Annotated in this window: 20 protein-coding genes and 2 tRNA genes; 14 read left to right on the forward strand and 8 right to left on the reverse strand. The window is 56.7% G+C overall.

The genetic code is table 11. The features are described 5' to 3' along the window. Positions 1 to 6 precede the first annotated feature (6 nt). From pilW to der, 7 genes are read left to right on the forward strand one after another with little or no spacing between them, the layout of a single operon-like run. Positions 7 to 768 carry a type IV pilus biogenesis/stability protein PilW gene (gene pilW / locus CLH62_RS18420; protein WP_211285850.1) on the forward strand — a complete coding sequence of 254 codons (762 nt, stop codon included), beginning with the start codon at positions 7 to 9 and terminating at the stop codon, positions 766 to 768. Then, positions 758 to 1,786: a RodZ domain-containing protein gene (locus CLH62_RS18425; protein ID WP_099619663.1), complete on the forward strand. Its 1,029-nt coding sequence runs from the start codon at positions 758 to 760 to the stop codon at positions 1,784 to 1,786. The genes pilW and CLH62_RS18425 overlap by 11 nt, the downstream gene beginning before the upstream one ends. 35 nt (positions 1,787 to 1,821) lie before the next feature. After that, positions 1,822 to 2,940: a flavodoxin-dependent (E)-4-hydroxy-3-methylbut-2-enyl-diphosphate synthase gene (gene ispG / locus CLH62_RS18430; protein WP_099619664.1), complete on the forward strand. Its 1,119-nt coding sequence runs from the start codon at positions 1,822 to 1,824 to the stop codon at positions 2,938 to 2,940. A 50-nt stretch (positions 2,941 to 2,990) separates the two neighbouring features. Further along, entirely contained in the window at positions 2,991 to 4,271 is a 1,281-nt protein-coding gene (gene hisS, locus CLH62_RS18435; protein ID WP_099619665.1) for a histidine--tRNA ligase, read from the forward strand. Positions 4,272 to 4,323: 52 nt separating this feature from the next. Further along, entirely contained in the window at positions 4,324 to 4,980 is a 657-nt protein-coding gene (locus CLH62_RS18440; protein ID WP_099619666.1) for a YfgM family protein, read from the forward strand. Next, positions 4,980 to 6,152 carry an outer membrane protein assembly factor BamB gene (gene bamB / locus CLH62_RS18445; RefSeq protein ID WP_099619667.1) on the forward strand — a complete coding sequence of 391 codons (1,173 nt, stop codon included), beginning with the start codon at positions 4,980 to 4,982 and terminating at the stop codon, positions 6,150 to 6,152. The genes CLH62_RS18440 and bamB overlap by 1 nt, the downstream gene beginning before the upstream one ends. A gap of 9 nt (positions 6,153 to 6,161) precedes the next feature. Further along, positions 6,162 to 7,583: a ribosome biogenesis GTPase Der gene (gene der / locus CLH62_RS18450; RefSeq protein WP_099619668.1), complete on the forward strand. Its 1,422-nt coding sequence runs from the start codon at positions 6,162 to 6,164 to the stop codon at positions 7,581 to 7,583. 15 nt (positions 7,584 to 7,598) lie between these two features. Here der and pta read toward each other — a convergent pair whose 3' ends face one another. Genes pta through CLH62_RS18465 form a run of 3 tightly spaced genes read right to left on the reverse strand, consistent with a single transcriptional unit; the run spans position 7,599 to position 13,424 of the window. After that, complete coding sequence (gene pta / locus CLH62_RS18455) at positions 7,599 to 9,761, reverse strand: phosphate acetyltransferase (RefSeq protein ID WP_099619669.1); 2,163 nt, start codon at positions 9,759 to 9,761, stop codon at positions 7,599 to 7,601. Positions 9,762 to 9,788: 27 nt separating this feature from the next. Further along, positions 9,789 to 10,985 carry an acetate/propionate family kinase gene (locus tag CLH62_RS18460; RefSeq protein ID WP_099619670.1) on the reverse strand — a complete coding sequence of 399 codons (1,197 nt, stop codon included), beginning with the start codon at positions 10,983 to 10,985 and terminating at the stop codon, positions 9,789 to 9,791. 27 nt (positions 10,986 to 11,012) lie between these two features. Further along, positions 11,013 to 13,424 (reverse strand): bifunctional diguanylate cyclase/phosphodiesterase, encoded by a 2,412-nt coding sequence (locus tag CLH62_RS18465; RefSeq protein WP_099619730.1) that lies wholly within the window; start codon positions 13,422 to 13,424, stop codon positions 11,013 to 11,015. Between the two features lie 240 nt (positions 13,425 to 13,664). Here CLH62_RS18465 and ccoM point away from each other — a divergent pair, with 240 nt between their 5' ends. Continuing rightward, complete coding sequence (gene ccoM, locus CLH62_RS21685; RefSeq protein WP_170005829.1) at positions 13,665 to 13,817, forward strand: cytochrome c oxidase subunit CcoM; 153 nt, start codon at positions 13,665 to 13,667, stop codon at positions 13,815 to 13,817. Positions 13,818 to 13,863: 46 nt separating this feature from the next. Here ccoM and CLH62_RS18470 read toward each other — a convergent pair. From CLH62_RS18470 to CLH62_RS18485, 4 genes are all read right to left on the reverse strand, one after another. After that, positions 13,864 to 13,939, reverse strand: a tRNA-Glu gene (locus CLH62_RS18470). Positions 13,940 to 14,025: 86 nt separating this feature from the next. Beyond that, positions 14,026 to 14,583, reverse strand: coding sequence for a hypothetical protein (locus CLH62_RS18475; RefSeq protein WP_099619671.1), 558 nt, complete (start codon positions 14,581 to 14,583; stop codon positions 14,026 to 14,028). Further along, positions 14,580 to 15,497, reverse strand: coding sequence for a TIGR01777 family oxidoreductase (locus tag CLH62_RS18480; protein ID WP_099619672.1), 918 nt, complete (start codon positions 15,495 to 15,497; stop codon positions 14,580 to 14,582). Before CLH62_RS18480 ends, CLH62_RS18475 begins: the two co-directional genes overlap by 4 nt. A gap of 54 nt (positions 15,498 to 15,551) precedes the next feature. Further along, positions 15,552 to 15,926, reverse strand: a complete 375-nt coding sequence (locus CLH62_RS18485) for a sirohydrochlorin chelatase (RefSeq protein ID WP_099619673.1) — start codon at positions 15,924 to 15,926, stop codon at positions 15,552 to 15,554. Between the two features lie 101 nt (positions 15,927 to 16,027). On the opposite strand from CLH62_RS18485, the gene CLH62_RS18490 reads away from it, so the two are divergent. The 6 genes from CLH62_RS18490 to CLH62_RS18515 all read left to right on the forward strand — a co-directional run bounded on the left by CLH62_RS18490 (position 16,028) and on the right by CLH62_RS18515 (position 21,256). Continuing rightward, positions 16,028 to 16,630 carry a DUF924 family protein gene (locus tag CLH62_RS18490; protein WP_099619674.1) on the forward strand — a complete coding sequence of 201 codons (603 nt, stop codon included), beginning with the start codon at positions 16,028 to 16,030 and terminating at the stop codon, positions 16,628 to 16,630. 197 nt (positions 16,631 to 16,827) lie between these two features. After that, positions 16,828 to 17,544 (forward strand): murein L,D-transpeptidase catalytic domain family protein, encoded by a 717-nt coding sequence (locus tag CLH62_RS18495; RefSeq protein ID WP_099619675.1) that lies wholly within the window; start codon positions 16,828 to 16,830, stop codon positions 17,542 to 17,544. 58 nt (positions 17,545 to 17,602) lie between these two features. Next, a tRNA-Gly gene (locus tag CLH62_RS18500) sits at positions 17,603 to 17,678 on the forward strand. 136 nt (positions 17,679 to 17,814) lie between these two features. Beyond that, positions 17,815 to 18,627 (forward strand): MOSC domain-containing protein, encoded by an 813-nt coding sequence (locus CLH62_RS18505; protein WP_099619676.1) that lies wholly within the window; start codon positions 17,815 to 17,817, stop codon positions 18,625 to 18,627. Positions 18,628 to 18,635: 8 nt separating this feature from the next. Beyond that, a complete protein-coding gene (locus CLH62_RS18510; protein WP_099619677.1) occupies positions 18,636 to 20,588 on the forward strand; it encodes an ATP-binding cassette domain-containing protein in 1,953 nt (650 codons plus the stop codon). Beyond that, complete coding sequence (locus CLH62_RS18515) at positions 20,585 to 21,256, forward strand: DUF6901 family protein (RefSeq protein WP_099619678.1); 672 nt, start codon at positions 20,585 to 20,587, stop codon at positions 21,254 to 21,256. The genes CLH62_RS18510 and CLH62_RS18515 overlap by 4 nt, the downstream gene beginning before the upstream one ends. A 55-nt stretch (positions 21,257 to 21,311) precedes the next feature. Here CLH62_RS18515 and CLH62_RS18520 read toward each other — a convergent pair whose 3' ends face one another. Beyond that, a complete protein-coding gene (locus CLH62_RS18520; protein WP_099619679.1) occupies positions 21,312 to 21,743 on the reverse strand; it encodes a universal stress protein in 432 nt (143 codons plus the stop codon). Between the last annotated feature and the right edge of the window lie 146 nt (positions 21,744 to 21,889).

Raw genomic sequence — 21,889 nt, forward strand, 5'->3', positions numbered from 1 at the left:
GCCATTATGCTGTGCACCCTGCTTGTCACAGGCTGTGTCACTACCAGTGACAGCAGGTTTTCCCGGGAAGCCGACCGGCAGGAAGTCGTTGACGATTATGTAAAGCTTGCGACTGCCTATATCGGGCAAGGCAACCTCGAGCGGGCCCGCCACCACCTCGACCGGGCCCTGAAGCTTGACGCGGATGATGCCGGCGCAAGGGCTGCGATGGGGCTGGTCTACAACGCTGAGGGCGAGCCTGAACTGGCGGAGCGGAATTTCAAAAAGTCCATCTCCGAGGATCCCGGGTATACCCGGGCACGGGTCTATTATGGTGCTTTTCTCTTTGCCCAGGGGCGAATGGACAACGCCAGGGATCAGTTTCGCGCAGCCTCCCGGGACACCGGATATAATGATCGGGGATCCGTGTTTTTTAATTTGGGCATGACCCAGGAAAGGCTTGGTGAACTGGAAGCGGCGGCTACCTCTTACCGGCGCGCGGTAGAGTTGATGAGAGGCGATGCGCGTCCCCTGTTGGCCCTCTCCCGGGTGTCGGTTGAGGCAGGAAACTACGAAGACGCCGCCAGATATTATTCACGGCTGACGTCCATGATGCAGCGGAACCCACGCCTCGTCCATTCAGCAGAGAGTCTTTTCACCGGTATCCGCATTGCCCGTTATTTCAATAATGGTGACCAGGAAGGGAGTCTGGCGCTGCAGCTCAGAAACAATTTCCCGGAGTCAGTGGAATACCAACAATATAAGGTGCTGATTTCTAATGGCAACTGATGAAAATTCACAGCCAGCGATGAAAGAGCCCGTTGGCCAGCAGCTTCAGAAGGCGCGAGAAGCCTCCGGCTTGAGTGTCAGCGATGTGGCCGGGGCGCAGCATTTGCGACCGTCAGTGATCCAGGCTATCGAGTCAGGGGATTACAGCCAGATCGATAGTGAACTCTTTCTGAAAGGGTATGTCAGGACCTACGCAAAACAGGTTGGGATGGACGCCGATGCAGTGATTGCGGATCTTGACCAGGAACTGGAACCGATCCGTCAGCAGCGGGAGCAGGAGCACGAGGCCAGCCCGCTGGTGGACATCGAACGTCGCAGGCGCAGAAAGCGGCAACTCGCCAAGACGCTGTTTTTCCTTTTAATTCTTGGCATTGCCGGTTATCTGGCGTTTGCTTTCCTGATGCCGGAACCCGAGACGGGTGGGGAACAGCCAGAGGCATCCTCTGCACCTGAGGCCCTGCAGGGCCAGATTGAAAATGCAGAAGCGCCGGGGCCGGCAGAATCGACTGATGTCAATCCGGGAGTTCCGGCTACGGGTCCGGGAGGAGAGCCGGCAGGTACGGATTCTGAAGAAGGTATCGCCTCAGAGCAGTCATTGTTGCCGGGTTCTGTTGCGGAGTCTGATGGACCGGGCACTGCAGAGGAGCCGGATAGTGAGAATCCGGTGGCTGGGGACACATCTTCTGAGGCTCTGATGGAACAGGTTCCGACGGTTGTGCAGACTCCGGATCCGGTGCTGGATAATCGCTCCGGACTGGCGGAGGCCACTGATATCGCCCGGCTTCAGATCAGTTTCATCGATGACTGCTGGGTTCAGGTAAGTGATGCGACCGGGAACCGTCTGGTGAATTCCCTTCAGCGTACCGGAGATGAAATTGATGTTTCCGGCCAGGCGCCGCTCAATGTTGTTATCGGTGCCGTTGACGCCGTTGAATCCATTCGTTTCCAGGGAGAGCCGCTGGATCTGGATAGCTACCGTGTCGTCAACAACCGGTCAGAGTTTTCCCTGACAATCTGAAATTTGATTACATTTTCCATATCGGTCAGCAAGACATGAAACAGGATTCCCCGATTATCAGACGCAAATCCCGCCAGATCATGGTGGGTAATGTTCCTGTGGGCGGCGATGCTCCGATAGCGGTGCAGAGCATGACCAACACCAACACCTCTGATGTTGACGCCACGGTAGGTCAGATCCGGGCGTTGCAAGAGGCAGGTGCGGATATCGTTCGTGTTTCGGTGCCTTCTATGGACGCCGCTGAGGCGTTCGGCAAGATTCGCGAGCAGGTCTCGCTGCCTCTGGTGGCTGACATCCACTTCGATTACAAGATCGCTCTTCGGGTTGCGGAGTTGGGTGTGGATTGTCTGCGTATCAACCCGGGCAATATCGGCCGCGATGATCGTGTCAGCGCGGTTATCAGCGCGGCCCGGGACGGAAATATTCCGATCCGTATCGGTGTGAACGCCGGTTCCCTCGAGAAATCCCTTCAGCGTAAATACGGAGAGCCGACGGCGGATGCCCTGGTTGAGTCGGCCATGCGCCACATTGATATTCTGGATCACCACGATTTCCAGGATTTCAAGGTCAGCCTGAAAGCCTCGGAAGTGTTTATGACGGTGGAAGCTTACCGGAAAATTGCGTCCCAGATTGAGCAGCCGCTTCACCTTGGCATCACTGAGGCAGGCGGTTTCCGTTCAGGAACGGTCAAATCCTCCATCGGCCTGGGAATGCTGCTGATGGATGGCATTGGCGACACCATTCGGGTGTCATTGGCGGCTGACCCGGTTCAGGAAATCAAGGTTGGTTTTGATATTCTCAAGAGCCTCCGTCTGCGTAGCCGGGGCATCAACTTTATTGCCTGCCCCAGCTGTTCCCGCCAGAATTTTGATGTGATCCAGACCATGAACGATCTGGAAGCGCGGCTTGAGGATGTAAACACCTCACTGGATGTGGCAATTATCGGCTGCATTGTTAACGGTCCCGGAGAGGCAAAGGTAGCCGATATCGGCCTGACTGGCGGCAGCCCGAAGAACCTGTTTTACATGGCGGGCAAGCCTAACCAGAAGCTGGACAACGCTACACTGACTGACGATCTGGAGCGTCTGATTCGTGAAGAGGTGGCACGTCGCAAGGAGCAGGAAGAGTCGATCATTGCCCGTTCCGACCACTGATCCGTTTTCGTTTTCAGGCATCACTATCCAGACACAGTTAAGGGTTTAAATTGGCTAAGATTCAGGCAATTCGCGGGATGAACGATATCCTGCCGGAGCAGACGCCGGTATGGCAGTTTGTGGAATCCACGGTTCGTAAAGTACTGGCCCAGTATGGCTATCAGGAAATCCGCATGCCCATCGTTGAGCAGACAGACCTGTTCAAACGATCTATAGGTGAAGTGACGGACATTGTCGAAAAGGAAATGTACACCTTCGAGGACCGCAATGGAGACAGTCTGACCCTGCGACCCGAGGGCACTGCCGGTTGCGTGCGGGCGGCGGAAGAGCATGGTCTGCTGTTTAACCAGACCCGGCGGCTCTGGTACACCGGCCCGATGTTCCGGCACGAGCGCCCACAGAAGGGCCGGTATCGCCAGTTCCACCAGATTGGCGTGGAATGCTTTGGCATGAGCGGTCCGGATATTGATGCCGAGCTGCTGATTCTGACGGCCAGGCTCTGGAAAGAGCTGGGCCTAGCCGAGCACACCCGCCTCGAGATCAATTCCATAGGTACTTCCGAATCCCGCAAGGTCTATCGTTCGGCACTGGTAGAGTACCTTGGCCAGTTCAAGGCGGAGCTGGACGCAGACAGCCAGCGGCGACTGGACACCAATCCGTTGCGTATTCTCGACAGCAAGGACCCGGCCACCCGTAAGATCCTTGAGCAGGCTCCAAACCTGGACGATTTCCTGGACGACGAATCCCGGGATCACTTTGATCGCCTGAAGGCGTTACTGAATGCCGCGGGTGTCCGCTATTCCGTAAATCCTGCACTGGTTCGGGGCCTCGATTACTACGGCAAAACCGTGTTCGAATGGATTACCGACAGCCTTGGCGCCCAGGGCACCGTGTGTGCCGGGGGCCGGTATGACGGTCTGGTTGAACAGCTCGGCGGAAAGCCAACCGTTGCGGTTGGCTTTGCAATGGGCCTTGAGCGGCTTATTCTCCTCCTTGAAACTCTGAATCTCGTTCCCGGTTACGTGAACAGCGACGCGGATGTCTACGTTACGGCAATGGGTGACGGGGCACTGGCGCCGGCATTGGTGCTTGCTGAAAAGCTGCGAGCGGCCTTGCCAGAGAGAGTGATTGTTTCCCATTGCGGTGGCGGCAGCTTCAAGAGCCAGATGAAAAAAGCCGATCGCAGTGGTGCGAAGTACACGGTGATTCTCGGGGAAAACGAGATCGCCAACGGCACCGCGGGACTTAAGCCCATGCGGGCCGATGAACCCCAGACCGAGATTGCCCAGGACGAACTTGCCTCCGCACTGACGAAGGCCCTGGCCAACTGAATCTGATCAAATTTCACGATATAAAAGCAAAAATACGACTACAGGAGTCCTCATGGCTGAGTTGCGCACCGAAGAAGAACAGATCCAGGCGATCAAGGACTGGTGGAAGAGAAATGGCAGCTCCCTTCTTATCGGTATTGCCGCCGCCCTGGCCATCGTTTTTGGCTGGCAGGCCTGGCAAAACCACCAGGCGCAGCAACGGACTGAAGCGGCCAACCAGTTTGCCAACCTCCTCAATGCCTTCAGCAACCAGGCTGATGAAACCAGCGGTGAAACCGTTGCCTTCGTGGCAAAAACACTGCGTGAGGACTACACGGATAGTGCCTATGCGGTATATGGCAACCTGATTCTTGCTCGCCAGCAGCTGATGGATGAAGCCGATGCCGAGGCGGCCATCGAGTCTCTCAATTGGGCACTGGAGAAGGCCGGCGAAAACAAGGCCCTGGCGCTGGTTGTGCGTAATCGTCTTGCCCGCGCGCAGTTTTCTGCCGGCCAGTACGATGAAGCAATTTCGACAATTGATGCCGCGGGCAGTGCCGACGCTTTCGACGCCATCTATTCCGAACTCCGTGGTGATATTCTTCTGGCACAGGGCAACCGCGAGGGAGCCCGCGAGGCCTATCTTGCTGCCCGCGAAAAGAGCCAGCAGGGACGTAGCGGTGTATTGGAGCTGAAACTGGCTGACCTTGGTGTCGGGGAGGACGCCTGATGCCGGGTTTGTGCAACAGGTTGCTGAATCGCGGATTGCTCATGGCGCTGATGGTTCTCGGCGGGCTATCCGGCTGCAGCACCACCGACACCTTTGAACAGCCCGTTCCGGTACCCGACATTGAGGCGTCCGCCGAGTTTAAAAGGGTTTGGAGCATGTCGGTCGGGGACGGACATGATGGCGATTTCCTTTACCTTGCGCCCCTGAACGCGGGTGACCGGATTTTTGCCGCCTCGGCCGACGGCGAGCTTTACGCTGTTGACCCGGAATCCGGCAAGGTAATCTGGGAAAACGAGTTGGATGATCGCATTTTCTCCGGTCTCGGGGGAGACGGTGAACAACTTTATCTAACCACTCAGAATGCTGAACTGGTTGCGCTTTCCCGGGAGGATGGCTCTGAAGTCTGGCGGCAGTCACTGCCGACCGAGGTGCTCTCTGCTCCTCAGTCAAACGGGTCACTTGTGGTTGCCCAGACCATTGATGGCAAGGTGCTGAGTTTCAGTGCCGCGGATGGGGAAAAGCGCTGGCAGTATGATGGCTCGGTTCCTGTGCTTTCGATCAGGGCGGCCGCGGCGCCTTTGGTGGGTGGTGATGTAGTCATCGCTTCATTTGCCAACGGCAAGCTGATGGCACTGGCTGCGGACTCTGGTCAGCCCTTGTGGCAATATGAGCTCGGTCAGCCGGAAGGGCGTACTGAGCTTGAGCGTCTTGTTGATGTGGCGGGCCAGCCATTGGTGATTGAAACTGCGGTGTTGGCGGTAGGTTACCAGGGTAAGCTTGCGCTGGTTGATATCCGCACGGGGCAGGAGATCTGGAGCCGGGAAGCGTCCAGCCTTTACTCGCCTATGATCGGCGGGGGTGACATTTACCTTGCATCGGCAAATGGTGAACTGGTTGCTCTTCGCGGCTCAGACCGGAAGGAACTCTGGACCCAGGACCGTCTCGCGTGGCGCCAATTGACCCAGCCCATGGTCTACGAAGACTATCTGGTGGTCGGTGACTATGAAGGATATCTGCACGCCCTCGATCGTGAGGATGGCAGTCTGGTCGGGCAGCTTGAGTTCGATGATGAGGGTATCCGCGTACCAGCCCAGCGGCTAGCCAATGGTAACCTGCTGGTTTTCGGCAACAGCGGAAAGCTGGCCGTATTCCAGGTTCAGCCGCAGGATTAATCACCTATTATGACCCCAGTAATTGCCCTTGTCGGACGTCCCAACGTTGGCAAATCAACCCTGTTCAATCAGATGACCCGTTCCAGGGATGCCCTGGTTGCGGACTTCCCTGGCCTTACCCGCGATCGCAAATACGGTGAGGGCAGCTACGAGGGCCAGCGCTTCATTGTTATTGATACCGGCGGGCTCACGGGTGACGAGCAGGGTCTTGATCTCGAGATGGCACGGCAGTCCATGCAGGCAGTGGAAGAAGCTGACATTGTCCTGTTTCTGGTGGATGGCCGTGCCGGACTTACCGCGGGCGACGAACTCATTGCTGATCAAATGCGCCGGTCTGGTAAGCAGGCTCACCTGGTCGTAAACAAGACCGATGGTCAGGACCCGGACATCGCAGCAGCCGATTTTTACAGCCTGGGCTTCGAATCCACTTTCCTGATTGCCGCGTCCCATAACCGGGGTATCCGGTCAATGCTGGAGATTCTCTTGCCGTCCGAAGAGGACAGGGAAGAGGAGGACCGGGCAGATCGTTATCCGGGTATTCGTATCGGTGTAGTCGGGCGCCCGAACGTGGGTAAGTCAACCCTGGTGAACCGCATGTTTGGCGAGGACCGGGTGGTTGTTTTCGATATGCCGGGTACAACCCGGGACAGTGTGTACGTCCCTTACGAACGCCAGGGCAAACAGTACACACTGATCGACACCGCCGGTGTTCGCCGACGCAAGAACGTCAGCGAAGTAGTCGAAAAGTTTTCCATTATCAAAACGCTGCAGGCAATCGATGATGCCCACGTGGTGATTCTGGTGATGGATGCACGGCAGGGACTGGTGGATCAGGATCTGCACCTGATCGGCTTTGTTCTGGACGCCGGCCGCTCGTTGGTCATCGCCGTGAACAAATGGGACGGCATGGACCCCGAAGATCGGGCCAAGGTGAAGGAACAGGTTAAGCGCCGCCTCGATTTTCTCGATTACGCTGACAAGCACTACATTTCTGCGTTGCACGGGTCCGGCGTTGGCGTTATGTACGAATCGGTCGAAGCCTGCTACGACTCTGCCATGGCCAAGTGGCCGACCAATCGCCTGACCGCAATATTGCAGGATGCCGTTGCCCAGCATCAGCCGCCGATGGTGCAGGGGCGGCGAATCAAACTCCGTTATGCCCACCAGGGTGGCTCAAACCCGCCGGTCATCGTTGTTCACGGCAATCAGGTGGACGCGCTGCCAGGCTCTTACAAGCGTTATCTGGAAAACACCTTCCGCAAAGTGCTGAAGGTAACCGGATCACCCATCCGGTTTGAGTTCCGGGCCGGGGAAAATCCCTTTGCCAGCAAGGTTGATCGGCTGACGCCGCGCCAGAAGGTAAAAAAGGATAATGACCAGAAACAGGGGCCCAGCCCGAAGAAAAAGCGCCAGAAGAGTCTCAAGCGCTGATTCGGGGGTATAGCCTCAGGTTCCGTTCAGCCCGGCGTTTTCGACCTGTTTTGCCTGCACCGCAGTCAGCGCGATTGTAAAGACAATGTCTTCGACCAGTGCTCCTCTGGAGAGATCGTTGACCGGTTTCCGAAGGCCCTGCAGCATCGGGCCGATACTGACGACATTTGCGCTGCGCTGAACCGCTTTATAGGTGGTGTTCCCGGTGTTCAGATCCGGGAATATAAACACCGTGGCCTTGCCCGCCACTTTGCTGTCAGGAGCCTTGCTCCTGGCGACGCTCTCTATGGCTGCAGCGTCGTACTGCAAGGGCCCGTCAATCAGCAGATCCGGTCTCCGTTCGCGGGCAATCCGGGTGGCTTCTCTTACCTTGTCGACATCCTGGCCGCTTCCTGATTCGCCGGTACTGTAGCTGATCATGGCAACCACAGGCTCGATGCCGAAGGCTTCGGCCGATTCGGCACTCTGGATAGCAATATCTGCCAACTCCTCGGCATTCGGGTCCGGGTTGATGGCACAGTCTCCGTACACTACCACCTGTTGCGGAAGCAGCATGAAGAACACCGATGACACGACTTTTGCCTGGTCATGAGTCTTGATCAGCTGCATGGCAGGGCGAACGGTGTTGGCGGTGGTGTGAATGGCGCCGGAAACCAGACCGTCAGCCTCATCCAGAGCCACCATCATGGTGCCCAGGACAACGTTGTCTTCGAGCATGGCTTCCGCCATATCCGGAGTCAGCCCTTTATGTTTTCTGAGCTCCACCATTGGCCCAACGTAGCGCTCCCGCACTTCTGACGGATCGATAATCTCGATATCCTCCGGCAGTTCCAGATCCTGGGAATCCGCGACCCGCCGGATCTCTGATGCCTTCCCAATCAGGGCGCAGCGAGCCAGTTTTCGGCGGTGACAGATAATGGCCGCCTGGACGGTCCGCGGCTCGCTGCCCTCCGGAAGGACAATTCGTTTATCAGCAGCGCGGGCGCGTTCTGAAAGTTGATAACGAAAAGCCGGGGGAGAAAGCCGGCTCTGGCGGTCGACCTTGAGGTGCTGCTGCAGCCAGTCTGTGTCTATGCGGGTGGCGACTGCTTCCATGGCCTTTTCGATGCGGTCTGGATCGTCAATGGGAATGGCCGATGACAGGTTTGCCAGCATGTGGGCAGACTCATAGGTATTGGCATCGGAACCGAGAACCGGCAAGCCGGTATCCAGGGCCCGGTGGCAGAGATCTATGACCCGCTGGTCTGGCATGAGCCCCCCAGTGAGCAGCAAGCCCGCGAGGGGAACCCCGTTAAGTGCTGCAACGGCCGTTGTTACAACAATGTCTTCGCGATCGCCGGGCGTTACCATCAAGGTGCCCGGCCTGAGCGTTTCGGTCATGTTCCGGATGCTTCGTGCGCACACTGAAACCTTCTGTACCCGTCGGGCTTGCATCTGGCCTTTGTTCAACACCGGCAGCCCTAATTCCCGGACAATGTCGGAGACCCTCGGTGCAAGAAGCCCTGGCTGCCAGGGTATCTCGGCAATCAGCCGGAACCTGCCTTCACTGAAGACCTTGCACTGGGTTCGATAATCGAGGGTAACCGTGCTGGGTTGATTGGGATTGGAGCGAGGCTCAAGCCCAGACTGTTCCGGTTCGCCAACCTTGTTCAGAATCACCCCGATCACATCAGGATCGCTAGGATTGGCAAACAGGCGCGAGGAAAAATCCAGCTCCTCATCCATCTGCCGGGCATCAAGGGCTTTTGGTGTGCTGACGAGGATCACGTCAGAGCCCAGGTTGCGGGCAACTTCCACATTCAGCCGGGCGATATAGGCCTCGCTCCGGTCGGGCACCAGGCCCTCAATGATGACGACGTCGACGTCACGGGAGACCTTCTGGTACTCGCCCACCACCCTTTCGAGCAGGAAATCCGATTTGCCCCGATTGAGCAGTTGCTGGGCTTCTTTTAAAGGAATCGGGGCCGGTGGACTCAGGTGACTGCTGGCACGGACAAAGGCCACCGACGAATCCTGGCCGTCGTTATGCATGGATTCTGCACGGTGGACGGATTGGCAGAAGGGTTTATAGAAACCGACACTCACGCCAACCCGTTCCAGGGCCCGTAACAGCCCGAGGCAAACGGAGGTCAGGCCGGAGTTCAGGGAGGTTGGTGCAATGAAGAGACTCTTTGCCATTATCGTGTTCCTGGTAATGCGTGGTGGTCAGGACGGATCCGCCGCGCCGGCAAGCCGTGAGGCCTCCCGCGCAATAACCAGCTCCTCGTTGGTGGGAATCACCAGAACCGGGAACCGGGAATCGGCACTTTCAATCCGGCCGTCACTAATTTCACCATGGTGTTTGTTAAGCTCCTCACTGAGTTTAAAACCCATGAGTCGTAAATGGCTGACGGTTTCCTGCCTGACCCGGGCACTGTTCTCGCCGATCCCTCCGGTGAAAACCAGAGCATCGAGATGCCGGAGCGACGCCATCATGGCGCCAATGTATCTGGCCAGACGGAAGCAGAAAACATCAATTGCTGTTTGAGAGGGTTCATGGCCGTGGTCGGCGAGCTCGCACAACGAGCGCATGTCATTGCTCTGCCCGGACAGGCCCAGCAGACCGCTTTCCTGGTTAAGAACCCGATGAACCTCTTCGGCGCCGACTCCCTTGCCGCGCAGAAAATCAAACAGCCCTGGGTCCACATCGCCGCTCCGGGTACCCATAACCAATCCCTCGAGGGGGGTCAGGCCCATGCTGGTATCCACGCTGATTCCATCCCGGATGGCGGTAATACTGCATCCATTACCCAGATGGGCGGAAATGACAGACGTGGTTGCCTGTGTCTTGCCCAATAAGCGGGCGGCCTCCAGAGCCATAAAGGCGTGGCTGGTGCCGTGAAATCCGTAGCGGCGTACGCCCCAGTTCCGATACCAGGATTCCGGAAGGGCATACAGGAACGCCCGTTTTGGCAGAGTCTGATGAAACGCGGTGTCAAATACCGCCGCCTGGGGAACATCGGGAAACAGCGTAAGGGTTGCCCGGATACCCGAAAGATTGACCGGGTTGTGCAGGGGGGCAAGCCCTGCGCAGTCTTCAATGGCGCTGACAACGCCCTCGTCGATAAGGACCGCTTCGCGAAAGGTTTCTCCACCATGAACCACCCGGTGGCCTATGGCTGCGGGCACGGATGCCATCACCTTGCGGTCCCGAAATGCCGTGACCAGTGCTTCGAGAGCCTCGTCTTGGGATGCGTCCGGCTTCAGGGGAATGGTCTGCTGATCGCCATCAATGCGGGCAAAAGCACCGTTCTGGTTTAGGCGCTCGGCGAGGGCCGATGCCAGTTTCCGGTGTTTGCCGTCAAATAGCGCAAGTTTTATTGATGAGCTGCCGCAGTTAACGACAAGTACGGTATCTTCCATGGAAATGAGGTTCCGGCGGTTTTGAATCTATACCCGATGGTTGTTGGCGAGCCAGGCGTCAAACTCCGGGGCCGGCAGGGGACGGCTGTAGAAATAACCCTGGGAGAAGTCGCAATTTTCCTTTTTCAGGAAATGGGTCTGTGCTTCTTCTTCCACGCCCTCGGCGATGACCCGCAGCCCCAGGCTGTGGGCCATGTTGATGATCGCCCGTACAAGAGAGGCATCTTCAGGCTCTCTCATGACATCCTGGACAAAAGACTTGTCAATTTTCAGGGTATCAAACGGGTAGCTCTTCAGATAGCTCAGGGCCGAGTAGCCGGTTCCAAAATCGTCGACCGACAAGCGAATGCCGGCTTTGTCGAGCTGGCGCAGGATTTCTGCTGTCTCGATAGAGTTGTCCAGGATCAGGCGTTCGGTGATTTCCAGCTCCAGCTGTTCCGGCGCCAGGCCACTGGCCGAGAGCGCATGCATTACGGTCTCGGTAAATCCGGGATCGCGGAACTGACGGGGGGAGACATTGACGGAGATGCCGATGTCCTTTCCGGTCGACAGCTTCCACCCCATCGCCGCCCTACAGGCCTCCTGGAGAACCCACTCGCCGATGGGAGTGATCAGGCCGGTTTCCTCCGCCAGCGGGATGAAGCGATCCGGCATCACCATGCCCATGGCGGGATTATTCCAGCGCAGCAGCGCTTCGACCGCAGAGAGGTTGCCGGAATCCGTATTCACGATGGGCTGGTAGTAGAGCTCGAATTCCTTTAGCTCCAGAGCCCGGCGCATACTGGATTCCATCTTCAGACGCTCGTGGGACACCTCGGTCATTTCCGGCGCGAAATGGGCGTAGGAGCTCTTGCCCTTGTGCTTTGCCTGGTACATGGCGGCATCGGCGTGCTGAAGCAGTGTGCCGCTGTTGTCGGAGTCCGTTGGGAAGATTGCAATCCCGATACTGGTGGTCACGAACACTTCCTGGCCATTCAGTATGTAGGGTGGTGCGAACGTCTTGAGAATACGTTCTGCGACCTGCGATGATGCTTCCGGGCCGGTCAGGCCAGGCAAAATGACAAGGAACTCATCGCCACCGAGGCGGGCAACCGTACTGGTGCCCCGCAGGCAGCTGGAGATCCGGCGTGCCGCTTCAATCAGCAGATTGTCGCCGGCGTCGTGACCAAGAGTGTCGTTGATGTGCTTGAAGTTGTCCAGATCCAGGAACATCACACCCACCAGGGTGCTCTCGCGTCGCGCCTGGGCCAGCGCAAGCTTCAGGCGATCCAGGGCCAGCATCCGGTTGGGGAGGCCGGTCAGGATGTCGTAGTTGGCCTGGCGCAGCAGTTGCTGCTCGTAGCGTTTTCTGATGCTGATGTCTTCGCCGAGGATAAGGTATCCGGTTGTGCCACCGGCCTCATCCTTGATAGGTGTGACAATCAACTGCTCCCAGAACCGCTCTCCATTGCGGCGAACGCTGTTCACTTCCCCCTGCCACACCCCAACGCGTTGCACCTGAAGCCGAATCGATTGCCACAGGTGCCGGTTTTCCCGGTTTTCAATATCGCTTTCCCCCAGCGCACCGGGGTGTTTGCCCAGAATGGATTTTGCCTCATAACCCGTCAGTTGGGTGAACTTCTGATTGGCGAATTCAATATGCCACTGCCGGTCACAGATCAATACCGAGGACGGGCTTTGCTCAATGGCCTTGGAGAACTTGCGGATTTCTGCGGCATCTTTCTGCTGCCGCTCCATATCGGCATTCAGTCGTTCTCGCATCTGATTGATAGCATCGGTCACCCGGCCCAACTCGTCATTGCGGTTTGATGGGGTGTTCGGGCGGTCCAGGGTGAGAGGCTGGGAGGTCGTTTTGAGCGAAAAGTCCCGGGCATAGTTCGCCATGGTGGTCAGATGCCGTGCCACGAAATGCTGGAAGATCCAGATAATCAATATCGAAACAAAGAAGGTCTTCAGGAACTGGGTGAACAGAATGACCCCAACTTTACGCTGCAGTTCATCGTAAACCCGGTCAAGATCCGCGGTGACTGTAAGCTCTCCCAGTTTGAACATTTCATCACCCTGGTGAACCAGGCTGAAACTGTGGGACGTGGTTTTTGCCCCCCGGGGAATGTCACCCATGACCAGCTCGGAATCCGGTTCAATCCTGAGCCGAAGGTGGACCACATCGGGCAGGCTGAGTATGCCCTCCATCTGGGTCTGAAGCAGTTTTTGGTCCAGAGCCCACAGACTCCGTGCCAGGCTGGATGCATAACCGGATTCGACGACCTGCATGCGGTTGTCAATCTGGGAAAGGTCCTTGCGGTAGTCTGAATAGATCTGAAGAGCTGAGGCGACAAGGGTGAAGGCGGAGCTGAATACAAGAATCCAGGCCAACAGCCTGAAGGACAGGGGCGAGCCAGTGCGAAAACGTTGGAGACGTGTCAACAGTTTTGGCATGTCGTAAACTTCAGCCACCCAAACCGGTTAGTAGATCGGAGAATTCCCTTTGTTTCCGACTATAGCAGCAGTCTCTTTCGAATGCCTTGCAAATGCAGGAAAAATCGAGAGAAATGTGTTGTGGTTCAGTATTTATGCGTACACGACCCGTATCTACTCTGTTGATCTGGATCAATAACTTGCAGGCGTGCCGGGCGTAACCTGAGTTTAATCAAGTTTACTGTCGGAAGGAGAAGCAAAATGTATATGGACGCTGTTGTTATCGCAGGTATTGCAACCGTATTGCTGGTGGTTGGTTTTTTTGTTGGCGTGGGCATCTTCGTGATGAGGGATCAGAAGGCGCACGGACATCAGGACAGAAAAGAAGGCAAGCACGGCCAGAAGCCGATTTGATGTTGCCGGGCATGTAAAAGCTGCCGGAGCATCAAGGAAAGGAAATTGGCGTCCCCTAGGGGGTTCGAACCCCTGTTGCCGCCGTGAAAGGGCGGAGTCCTAGGCCACTAGACGAAGGGGACGCAACGTTTTCAATACCTTGCCTCGTCGAGGTGGCGCGTATATTAAGTAAGGCTCCGGGGAGTGTCAACGCCTTTTTGTGAAAAAATTAAGGGCGTTGATTTATGCAGCGCTTCAGTTCGCTGGCCAGATTATCGAACAGTGCTTCGGTGCTGTCGGATTCCTTCATGTTATAGATCGCTTCAGCTGTCCCCCTGTGAACCGGGCGGACTTTGGCCACCACCTCCTGCCTGTCGGCCCCGATGATTGCGGCCATGATGATCTCGTATCGAACCTTGTTTTCACCGGCGCAGTAGTGAAAATGGGCTTCACGGGTGCCCTCATCGGGAAGGCCGCGTTGCTCGAACACCGATTTTGCGCAACGGGCATACTCGGCGTGGATGGTTGAGTGCATCTCCTCAATTCCGTTTTCTTCAGCAAATCTGACCAGCTTTTCGACTCTATTCGTGGCTTCACTACTGATGTCTGGAAGGCTTTGCTTTAAAACGTCTGCGCTGAGCCCCCGGCTGGCCAATTGCAGTACCGTCAGGTATTCGCTGGTAATCAGGCTGCAGGATTCGTAACTGTGCCTGGGCTTGTCGCCGGCCCAGCCACAGGCCGCGGCCAGCAGCAGAGAGGCGGCGGCCCATGCGCGGGCTGCTGTCACCGTGCCGCCCCCGGATTAACCGAATGGGCCAGCGCCTGCTCCAGTTCGGGATACCGGAACTGAAATCCTGCCCCGGTGAGCCTTGCCGGAATGGCCTGCTGGCCCGTTAAAAGGAGGCGCGCCATTTCCCCCAGTGCGACCTTGAGCACCGGTGCCGGAGCGGGAAACACAGTGGGACGGTGAAGAACTTTGCCAAGGCAGCGGGTAAATTCGGCATTGGTGACCGGATTGGGGCTGACCACGTTGAACGGTCCTGAGGCGCTGGTATTCTCGACCATCCAGATCAGTGCTTCGACAACGTCGTCCCGGTGGATCCAGGGCATATACTGGGTGCCACTGCCGAGGCGGCCGCCAAGCCCCAGCTTGAAGGGCGGAATCATGCGCTCCAGGAAGCCGCCTCCAGGACCGGCGACGACACCGGTTCGTGAAAAGCACACTCTTACGCCGTCGTCGGCGAGAGGGAGGGCGGCATTTTCCCAGTCCCGGCACAGGCGGTGGGTAAACTCATCATGTGGGCTGGTCTCTTCGGTTACCAAGGCCGGGCCCTGGTCTCCATAAAAGCCCACTGCGGAGCCTGAGACCAGGACCTCAGGAGCCCGTTCCCAGCTGCGTATCACGGCGACGAGCGTTTCAGTGACACCGATCCGGCTGTCCCGAAGTTGCTGTTTACGATCCTCTGACCAGCGCTTGTCCGCAATGCCTTCGCCAGCCAGATTGATGACGCCATCGAACCCTGGGTGGGAGCGGAGTTGTTGCAAATCACGGATAGCCTCAACCCGGCCACAGCAGGCTTTGACGGTTTCTGACGGTTGCCGGCTGAAAACGGTCAGTTCATGATCGCGCGCCAGCAGTTCCCGGCAAAGCACGTGCCCGATAAATCCGGTACCGCCGGTAATCAGAATCCTTTTTGTCATGCTACTCCCTCCCGGTGCCGTCTGGTTGGCACGCGTGCTTTTTGAGCGTCCGGCTCAGGACGGTGTCTGTTCCAACTGAAGCATAACAACATCCCGGATGGCCTGCCCGAGGAGTGGATTTTCTCCGATCGGCGGCGCCAGATGTATGCTTGTGCCATGGGCACGCTCGAGTTCTTCGATCATCGCAGGAACATCTTTGCGCAGATGGCGCCCGGCCGCCAGGAACAGGGGCACGATGGTGAAGCTTCTGGCGCCTTCCGCGACGCCTTGGGCAATGACCGTGTCCATGGAAGGTTCCGCCAGTTCCATGTAGGCAATACGAGCATTATCGACAGCCTTGAGTGTGGGTTGGGCGAGCTGTTCAAAGGTTTCACACCAGCGCTTGTCACTGCTTCCGTGTGCCAGCAGAATAATGCGGGGGCTGTTCATCGCCTCTCCTGAGTAGTCAGTTTGATGGGGGCCTGTCGTAAGTCCGGAGTGTCAGCCCGAAAACGGGCGCAACAGAATCTAAAGTAACAGGGTGACACAGAATGTTCGATTGGAAAGAGATTCTGGATTTCTGGTTTGGTGAACTGGATGCGCATGGTCTGCCAGACAGTGACCACAGAAACAAATGGTTCCGGTCAGACCGAAAGTTCGATCAGGAAATCCGCCGCCGCTTTCTCTCGATGGTGCTGTTCGCTTCGGAGCAGGGGCTGGAGCATTGGAGGCGGGAAGCCGGAGGTATACTGGCCGAAGTTCTATTGCTCGATCAGTTTTCCAGAAACATCTTTCGGGGCGGCGCGATGGCGTTTGATCAGGATCGGCAGGCGCGAAAACTCTGCAGGCAGGCCATGCAGAAGGGGCAGGATATGTTGCTTCCTCCGGTTCAGCGGGCTTTTCTGTATATGCCTCTGCAACACTCCGAGCGCAAGGAAGACCAGGACACTTCCGTAGAATGCTACGAGCAGCTTGCCCGATCTACGCAGGGGCTCCTCGCAGACTTTTTGGGTAGCTTTCTTCAGTCCGCCCGGGATCACCGCGACATTATCATCAGGTTCGGCCGCTTTCCACACCGGAACAAGGCTCTGGGGCGGGGGGCCACGCCAGAAGAAGAGGCTTACTTGCAGAACGGTCAGCGATTCGGCCAGTAGGGCGGCTCCAATAGCGCTTCTCCTTGTGAGCCCTGATTGCCCGGATCATGAAAGCGGCGGCTTCCTTAAAATTTTGTATAAAAAATGTACATTTTGACGGGGTTGGCTATTTTGCCTGATAGAATGCGCAACACTTACTTTTGATCGGGGTCGCGGTGTTTCGCCGCCACCCGCACGTATTCTATCGGGGACTTGTAATGGTGAATTCGCGGCGGTTCCTACCCACTGGACTTCTTGCGGCCGTATTTGCGGTGCTTCCTCTCTCATCGTTTGCTGCTTCGCTTGACGATAAGTTGCTGAGCCAATTGAGTGAAGCAGCTCCAAAGCTGGACAGCACTGTGCTAAAGACGGCGTTCAACGCATCACGCTGTGCCGTTTCCAATGGCGTCGAAATGCCGCAGCGACTGGCGGTTATCGATTTTTCGTTACCCTCCAGTGAAGAACGGATGTGGATTTTTGATCTGGAGAAGGGCCAGTTGGTGCTCCGGGACCTTGTGGCCCATGGCAAGAATTCCGGGAATTTCGAATCGACAGAGTTTTCCAACGTTGAAGGCAGCTACCAGTCCAGTATCGGACTCTTTCAGGCACGAGAGTCCTACTATGGAAAACATGGATATGCCCTCCGGCTCGATGGACTTGAGCCGGGCATCAACGATCATGCCCGGCAGCGAGCGATTGTTATTCACGGAGCGGACTATGTGAGTGATAGCTGGGTCAGCAAGTACGGTCGGATAGGCAGAAGCCACGGCTGTCCAGCGGTGGACAATCAGGTCATCCGGCAGGTAGTTGATAATCTCAAGGGTGGCCAGCTTGTTTTCAAGTACTATCCCGATCAGGAGTGGTTACACAGTTCAGGTTTCCTCAAGTGCGATAACACAACGCTGGCGGGCAAAAACCTGCAAAAAAGTGGTTGACGGCGCCGGTTGGATCCGTAGAATACGCCTCCGTTGACGGTAACAGCCGATCAGCAGTGCGGGAATAGCTCAGTTGGTAGAGCACAACCTTGCCAAGGTTGGGGTCGCGAGTTCGAATCTCGTTTCCCGCTCCAGATTCAGAAAACCCGGTCTTGAAAAAGGCCGGGTTTTTTCGTATTTGGCCACCACAAACTCGGCGCCGTGGTTTCTGGTCAGGTATACTCGGCAGCCTGTTTCATATCCTGATTCTGTGGGGGAGGCATGCCTGTCATGAAAGTACATTCGCTGTTTGTATACCCCGTCAAGTCCCTGTCCGGCATAGAGGTGAGCAGCTTTGACACCGATGATTTCGGCCCGGTGGCAGACAGGCGCTGGATGATCGTCGACGATGACCGCCGTTTCGTGACCCAGAGGGAGCATCCGGAACTGGCAATGGTTGCTACCGCTCTGGAGAGAGGCAATGTGATTGTCGACATTCCGGGTGAGGGCGCGTTTCCCCTGATGGCCATTGATGATATGGCCGGGGCTGACGGAGAGGTAAGGGTTCTGGTTTGGCGTGACTGGGTCAAGGCCGTTATCGGGCAGCCTGAAGCCAGCGAAGCCTTAAGCCGGTTCTGTGGTAAGTCAGTACGGTTTGTTTATATGCCGGACAGTTCATTCCGCCGTGTTGATGCCGGGCGAGTGGATGAATATCGGCGTGTCGGCTTTGCCGATGGTTTTCCGTTCCTGATTACCAATATGGCATCGCTTTCGGAGTTGAACGGGCGCCTCGATGCGCCGGTAGAGATGCGCCGGTTCCGGCCCAACATCGTGGTGGAGGGTGCGAAGCCATGGGACGAGGACAGCTGGCAGCAGCTGACCATTGGTGACAACAGTCTGAGCATTGTCAAGCCCTGCTCCCGCTGTGTGATGACCACCGTGGACCCTGCAACGGGGAAGAAGGACGCCGCCTTGCAGCCACTCAGAACCCTGTCAGGCTATCGAAGAACGCCTGACGGCGTGATCTTCGGCCAGAACGCCATTCATGAATCACCGGGAATTATCCGGGTTGGTGATCCCGTTACCATCAACAAATCGGAGTAAAAATAAACGTGCCTTTGTTAACGCTGGACTCAGTTTCCCTGGCTTTTGGAATGCACCCGCTGTTGGACCAGGCATCGCTGGTAATCGACGCCGGAGAGCGTGTGTGTTTGCTGGGACGGAATGGCGAAGGCAAGTCCACCCTGCTCAAGATTGTCAGTGGAGAAGTGGTACCTGATGGCGGGGTGGTGCGTCTGGATGACGGCTCAGTGCTTGCGGTGCTGCCACAAAACCTGCCATCGGAGGATTCCCGCACTGCCTATGAAGTGGTTGCCGGTGCGTTTCCGGAAACCGGGGCCTTGCTGGCGGAATTTCATCAGCTGTCCCAGCATGCGGATGAGTCCAGCCTGGACCGCCTGATGAAAGTCCAGGAACGCCTGGAAGCCCTTGATGGCTGGCGGCTGGATCAGAAGGTAACCTCCATTCTCGGCCAGTACGGTGTCGACCCGGATCAGACGCTGAACACGCTGTCCGGCGGTTGGCAACGCCGTGTGCTGCTGGCAAAAGCCCTGGTCGCTGATCCGGATATCCTGTTACTGGACGAGCCTACGAACCACCTCGATGTGCCTGCCATCGCATGGCTGGAGGAAGCTCTGGGTCAGTTCCGTGGCGCCATGCTGTTTGTCAGTCACGACCGGGCGTTTATCCGGCGCATGGCCACCCGAATTGTTGAGCTGGACCGGGGGAAGCTGGTGAGCTTTGCCGCCACCTATGACCGTTATCTTGAACTGAAGGAAAAAGCGCTGGAAGAGGAAGAGCGGCAGAACGCGCTGTTCGACAAGCGGCTCAAGCAGGAAGAAGCCTGGATTCGCCAGGGTATCAAGGCGAGGAGGACTCGCAACATGGGCCGGGTGCGCGCGCTTCGGGCCATGCGCGAGGAACACCGGCAACGGAGAGTACGTGGCGGTACCGCAAGCTTCGCGGTAGAGGATGCAGCCCGTTCAGGCAAGCTGGTGGTTGAAACCCGGGATGCGGGCTTCGCCTATCCCGATGGCACGCCGGTGATCCGCGATATGAACCTGACTATCCTCAGGGGTGACAAGATCGGCCTCGTGGGCGAAAACGGGACCGGCAAAACCACTTTGGTTCGCCTTTTGCTCGGAGACCTGGAACCAACTGAAGGTTCAGTGCGTCTGGGGACCAATCTGCAAGTGGCCTACTTTGACCAGCTTCGTGGCGAACTGGATCTGACCCGGAATGCACTGGACAACCTCTCCGAGGGCCGTGAATTCATTGATATTAATGGTCAGAGCAAGCATGTGCTTGGTTATTTGCAGGAGTTTCTGTTCACACCGGAACGGGCCAGGTCGCCCGTCAGTGTGTTCTCTGGTGGCGAACGTGCGAGGTTGCTGCTTGCCAAGCTGTTCAGCAAGCCTGCGAACATTCTGGTGCTTGATGAACCGACCAACGATCTGGATGTGGAGACACTGGAGTTGTTGGAAGAACAGTTGGCGGAATTTGCCGGAACAGTGATCGTTATCAGTCACGACCGGGAGTTTCTTGATAATGTGGTCACTGAAACGGTATTCCTCGATGGGTCGGGCAAAGTGCGGGAGTTTGTCGGTGGTTACACCGACTGGCGCCGGCAGGGCGGGCGTTTCCCTTCGGAAGCGACAGGTAATCGGCCGGACAAACAGGACAAAGCCAGAAAATCGGGAAAGCAAACCGTAAACAAAAGTGAACAAAAGGCGCCAGGAAGTGCAAAACAGGCAGCGCCCCCGGAACAGAGTAAGCCCGTCAAGCTGAGCTACAAGCTCAAGCTGGAGCTCGAACAGCTGCCCGGGCAGATCGAGGCGCTGGAGCAGGAAGTCGCCGGCCTGAAGGAAAAGATTTCCTCGGCTGATTTTTATTCAGGCCCACCAAACGAAGTCTCGGACACTCTGGAAGCATTGACGGAAACGGAAAACCGTCTGGAGAAGGTTATCGAGCGGTGGATGGAGCTGGAGGAACAGGCAAATCAATGAATGTGAACTACGATTTCAGGTTTCAGGACGGACGAACCGTCGAGTTTAAAGTCACTGATCAGCCGTCACCGGCGTCCGGATCATTGCCCTCGTGGACCAAACTCGAGCATTGTCAGTGCAGTAACTGCCCGTTGAAGGCTGCAGACACGCCTTATTGCCCGGCAGCCACTGAGATACTGCCTGTTGTCGAAGCATTTCAGGCAGAAGATGCCTACCAGAAGGTTGAGGTGAAGGTTACGGACGACCGGCGCAGCTATGTGAAACAGACTGCACTGGAAGAAGCTCTCAGATCTTTGCTTGGGCTGAAAATGGCAACCAGCGGTTGCCCTGTGCTGTCAGAGCTCAAGCCTATGGCTGTGCACCACCTGCCTTTTGCCAATACCGATGAATTCATTATGCGCAGCGTGTCTCATTACCTGCTGCAGCAGTATTTCGCCAAGCGCAATCATCGGGCGCCAGACTGGGATCTGAAGGGGCTTGTTGAAAGAAATCAGAGATTGCAGCTTGTAAATCAGGCCCTTTGGCAGCGCATTCATTCGGTCTGCAAGGGTGACAGTAATCTGAAAGCGTTACTGAATTTCTTCTCGATGGCGTCAAGTGTCAGCTTCTCGCTGGAAAGTCAGCTTCGGAAGCTTGAGGCAAAAATGGGCGGGGAGGGGAGTGAATAGCTCTGCCTGACAGACCGGACCCGGGGCAAAGCCCGGGCTTTCGGTCCCGTAAGTCTCAGTGAATCCGCACGGCCAGAACGTCGCACTCGGTACCGTGCAGAACCCCGTTGGCGGTTGAGCCCAGCAAAAGCTGAAAGCCTTTTCTCCCGTGGCTACCGACAATCACGAGATCCACGTCCTGCTCTTTGGCGAGCCTGTGAATTTCAGATTCCGGGCGCCCGACCGTGACCACCTGGTTGGTCTTGGAAACTCCGTATTGATCACCATAGGTGCCCAGTTGCTCACGGGCAGCCTTGTCGAGCTGATCCTGAAGTTCCGTCAGATCCATTGGTATATCACCGCCATAGGCGTAACCAACGGGCTCAACAACATGAACCAGCATCAGCTCCGCACCATGGGCTTCGCTAATGGCTTTCGCCTTGTCGAGCACCTGCGGGGCTTCTTCGGTCAGATCAATGGCAACAAGCATTTTCTTATAGGCGGACATGGCATCGCTCCTTCGCGCACGGGATTGTCTTGAGGATAGTACCTTAAATCTAATCGGAAAAGTCTAGTGGGAAACTGACAGGTATCAATATAGACGGCGGAAAACGCTTTTCCGGCAAGCAATTAGGCCTGCCAGAAAAGGCGGGG

Source organism: Marinobacter guineae (assembly GCF_002744735.1).
In the GTDB taxonomy this organism is placed as follows: domain Bacteria; phylum Pseudomonadota; class Gammaproteobacteria; order Pseudomonadales; family Oleiphilaceae; genus Marinobacter; species Marinobacter guineae.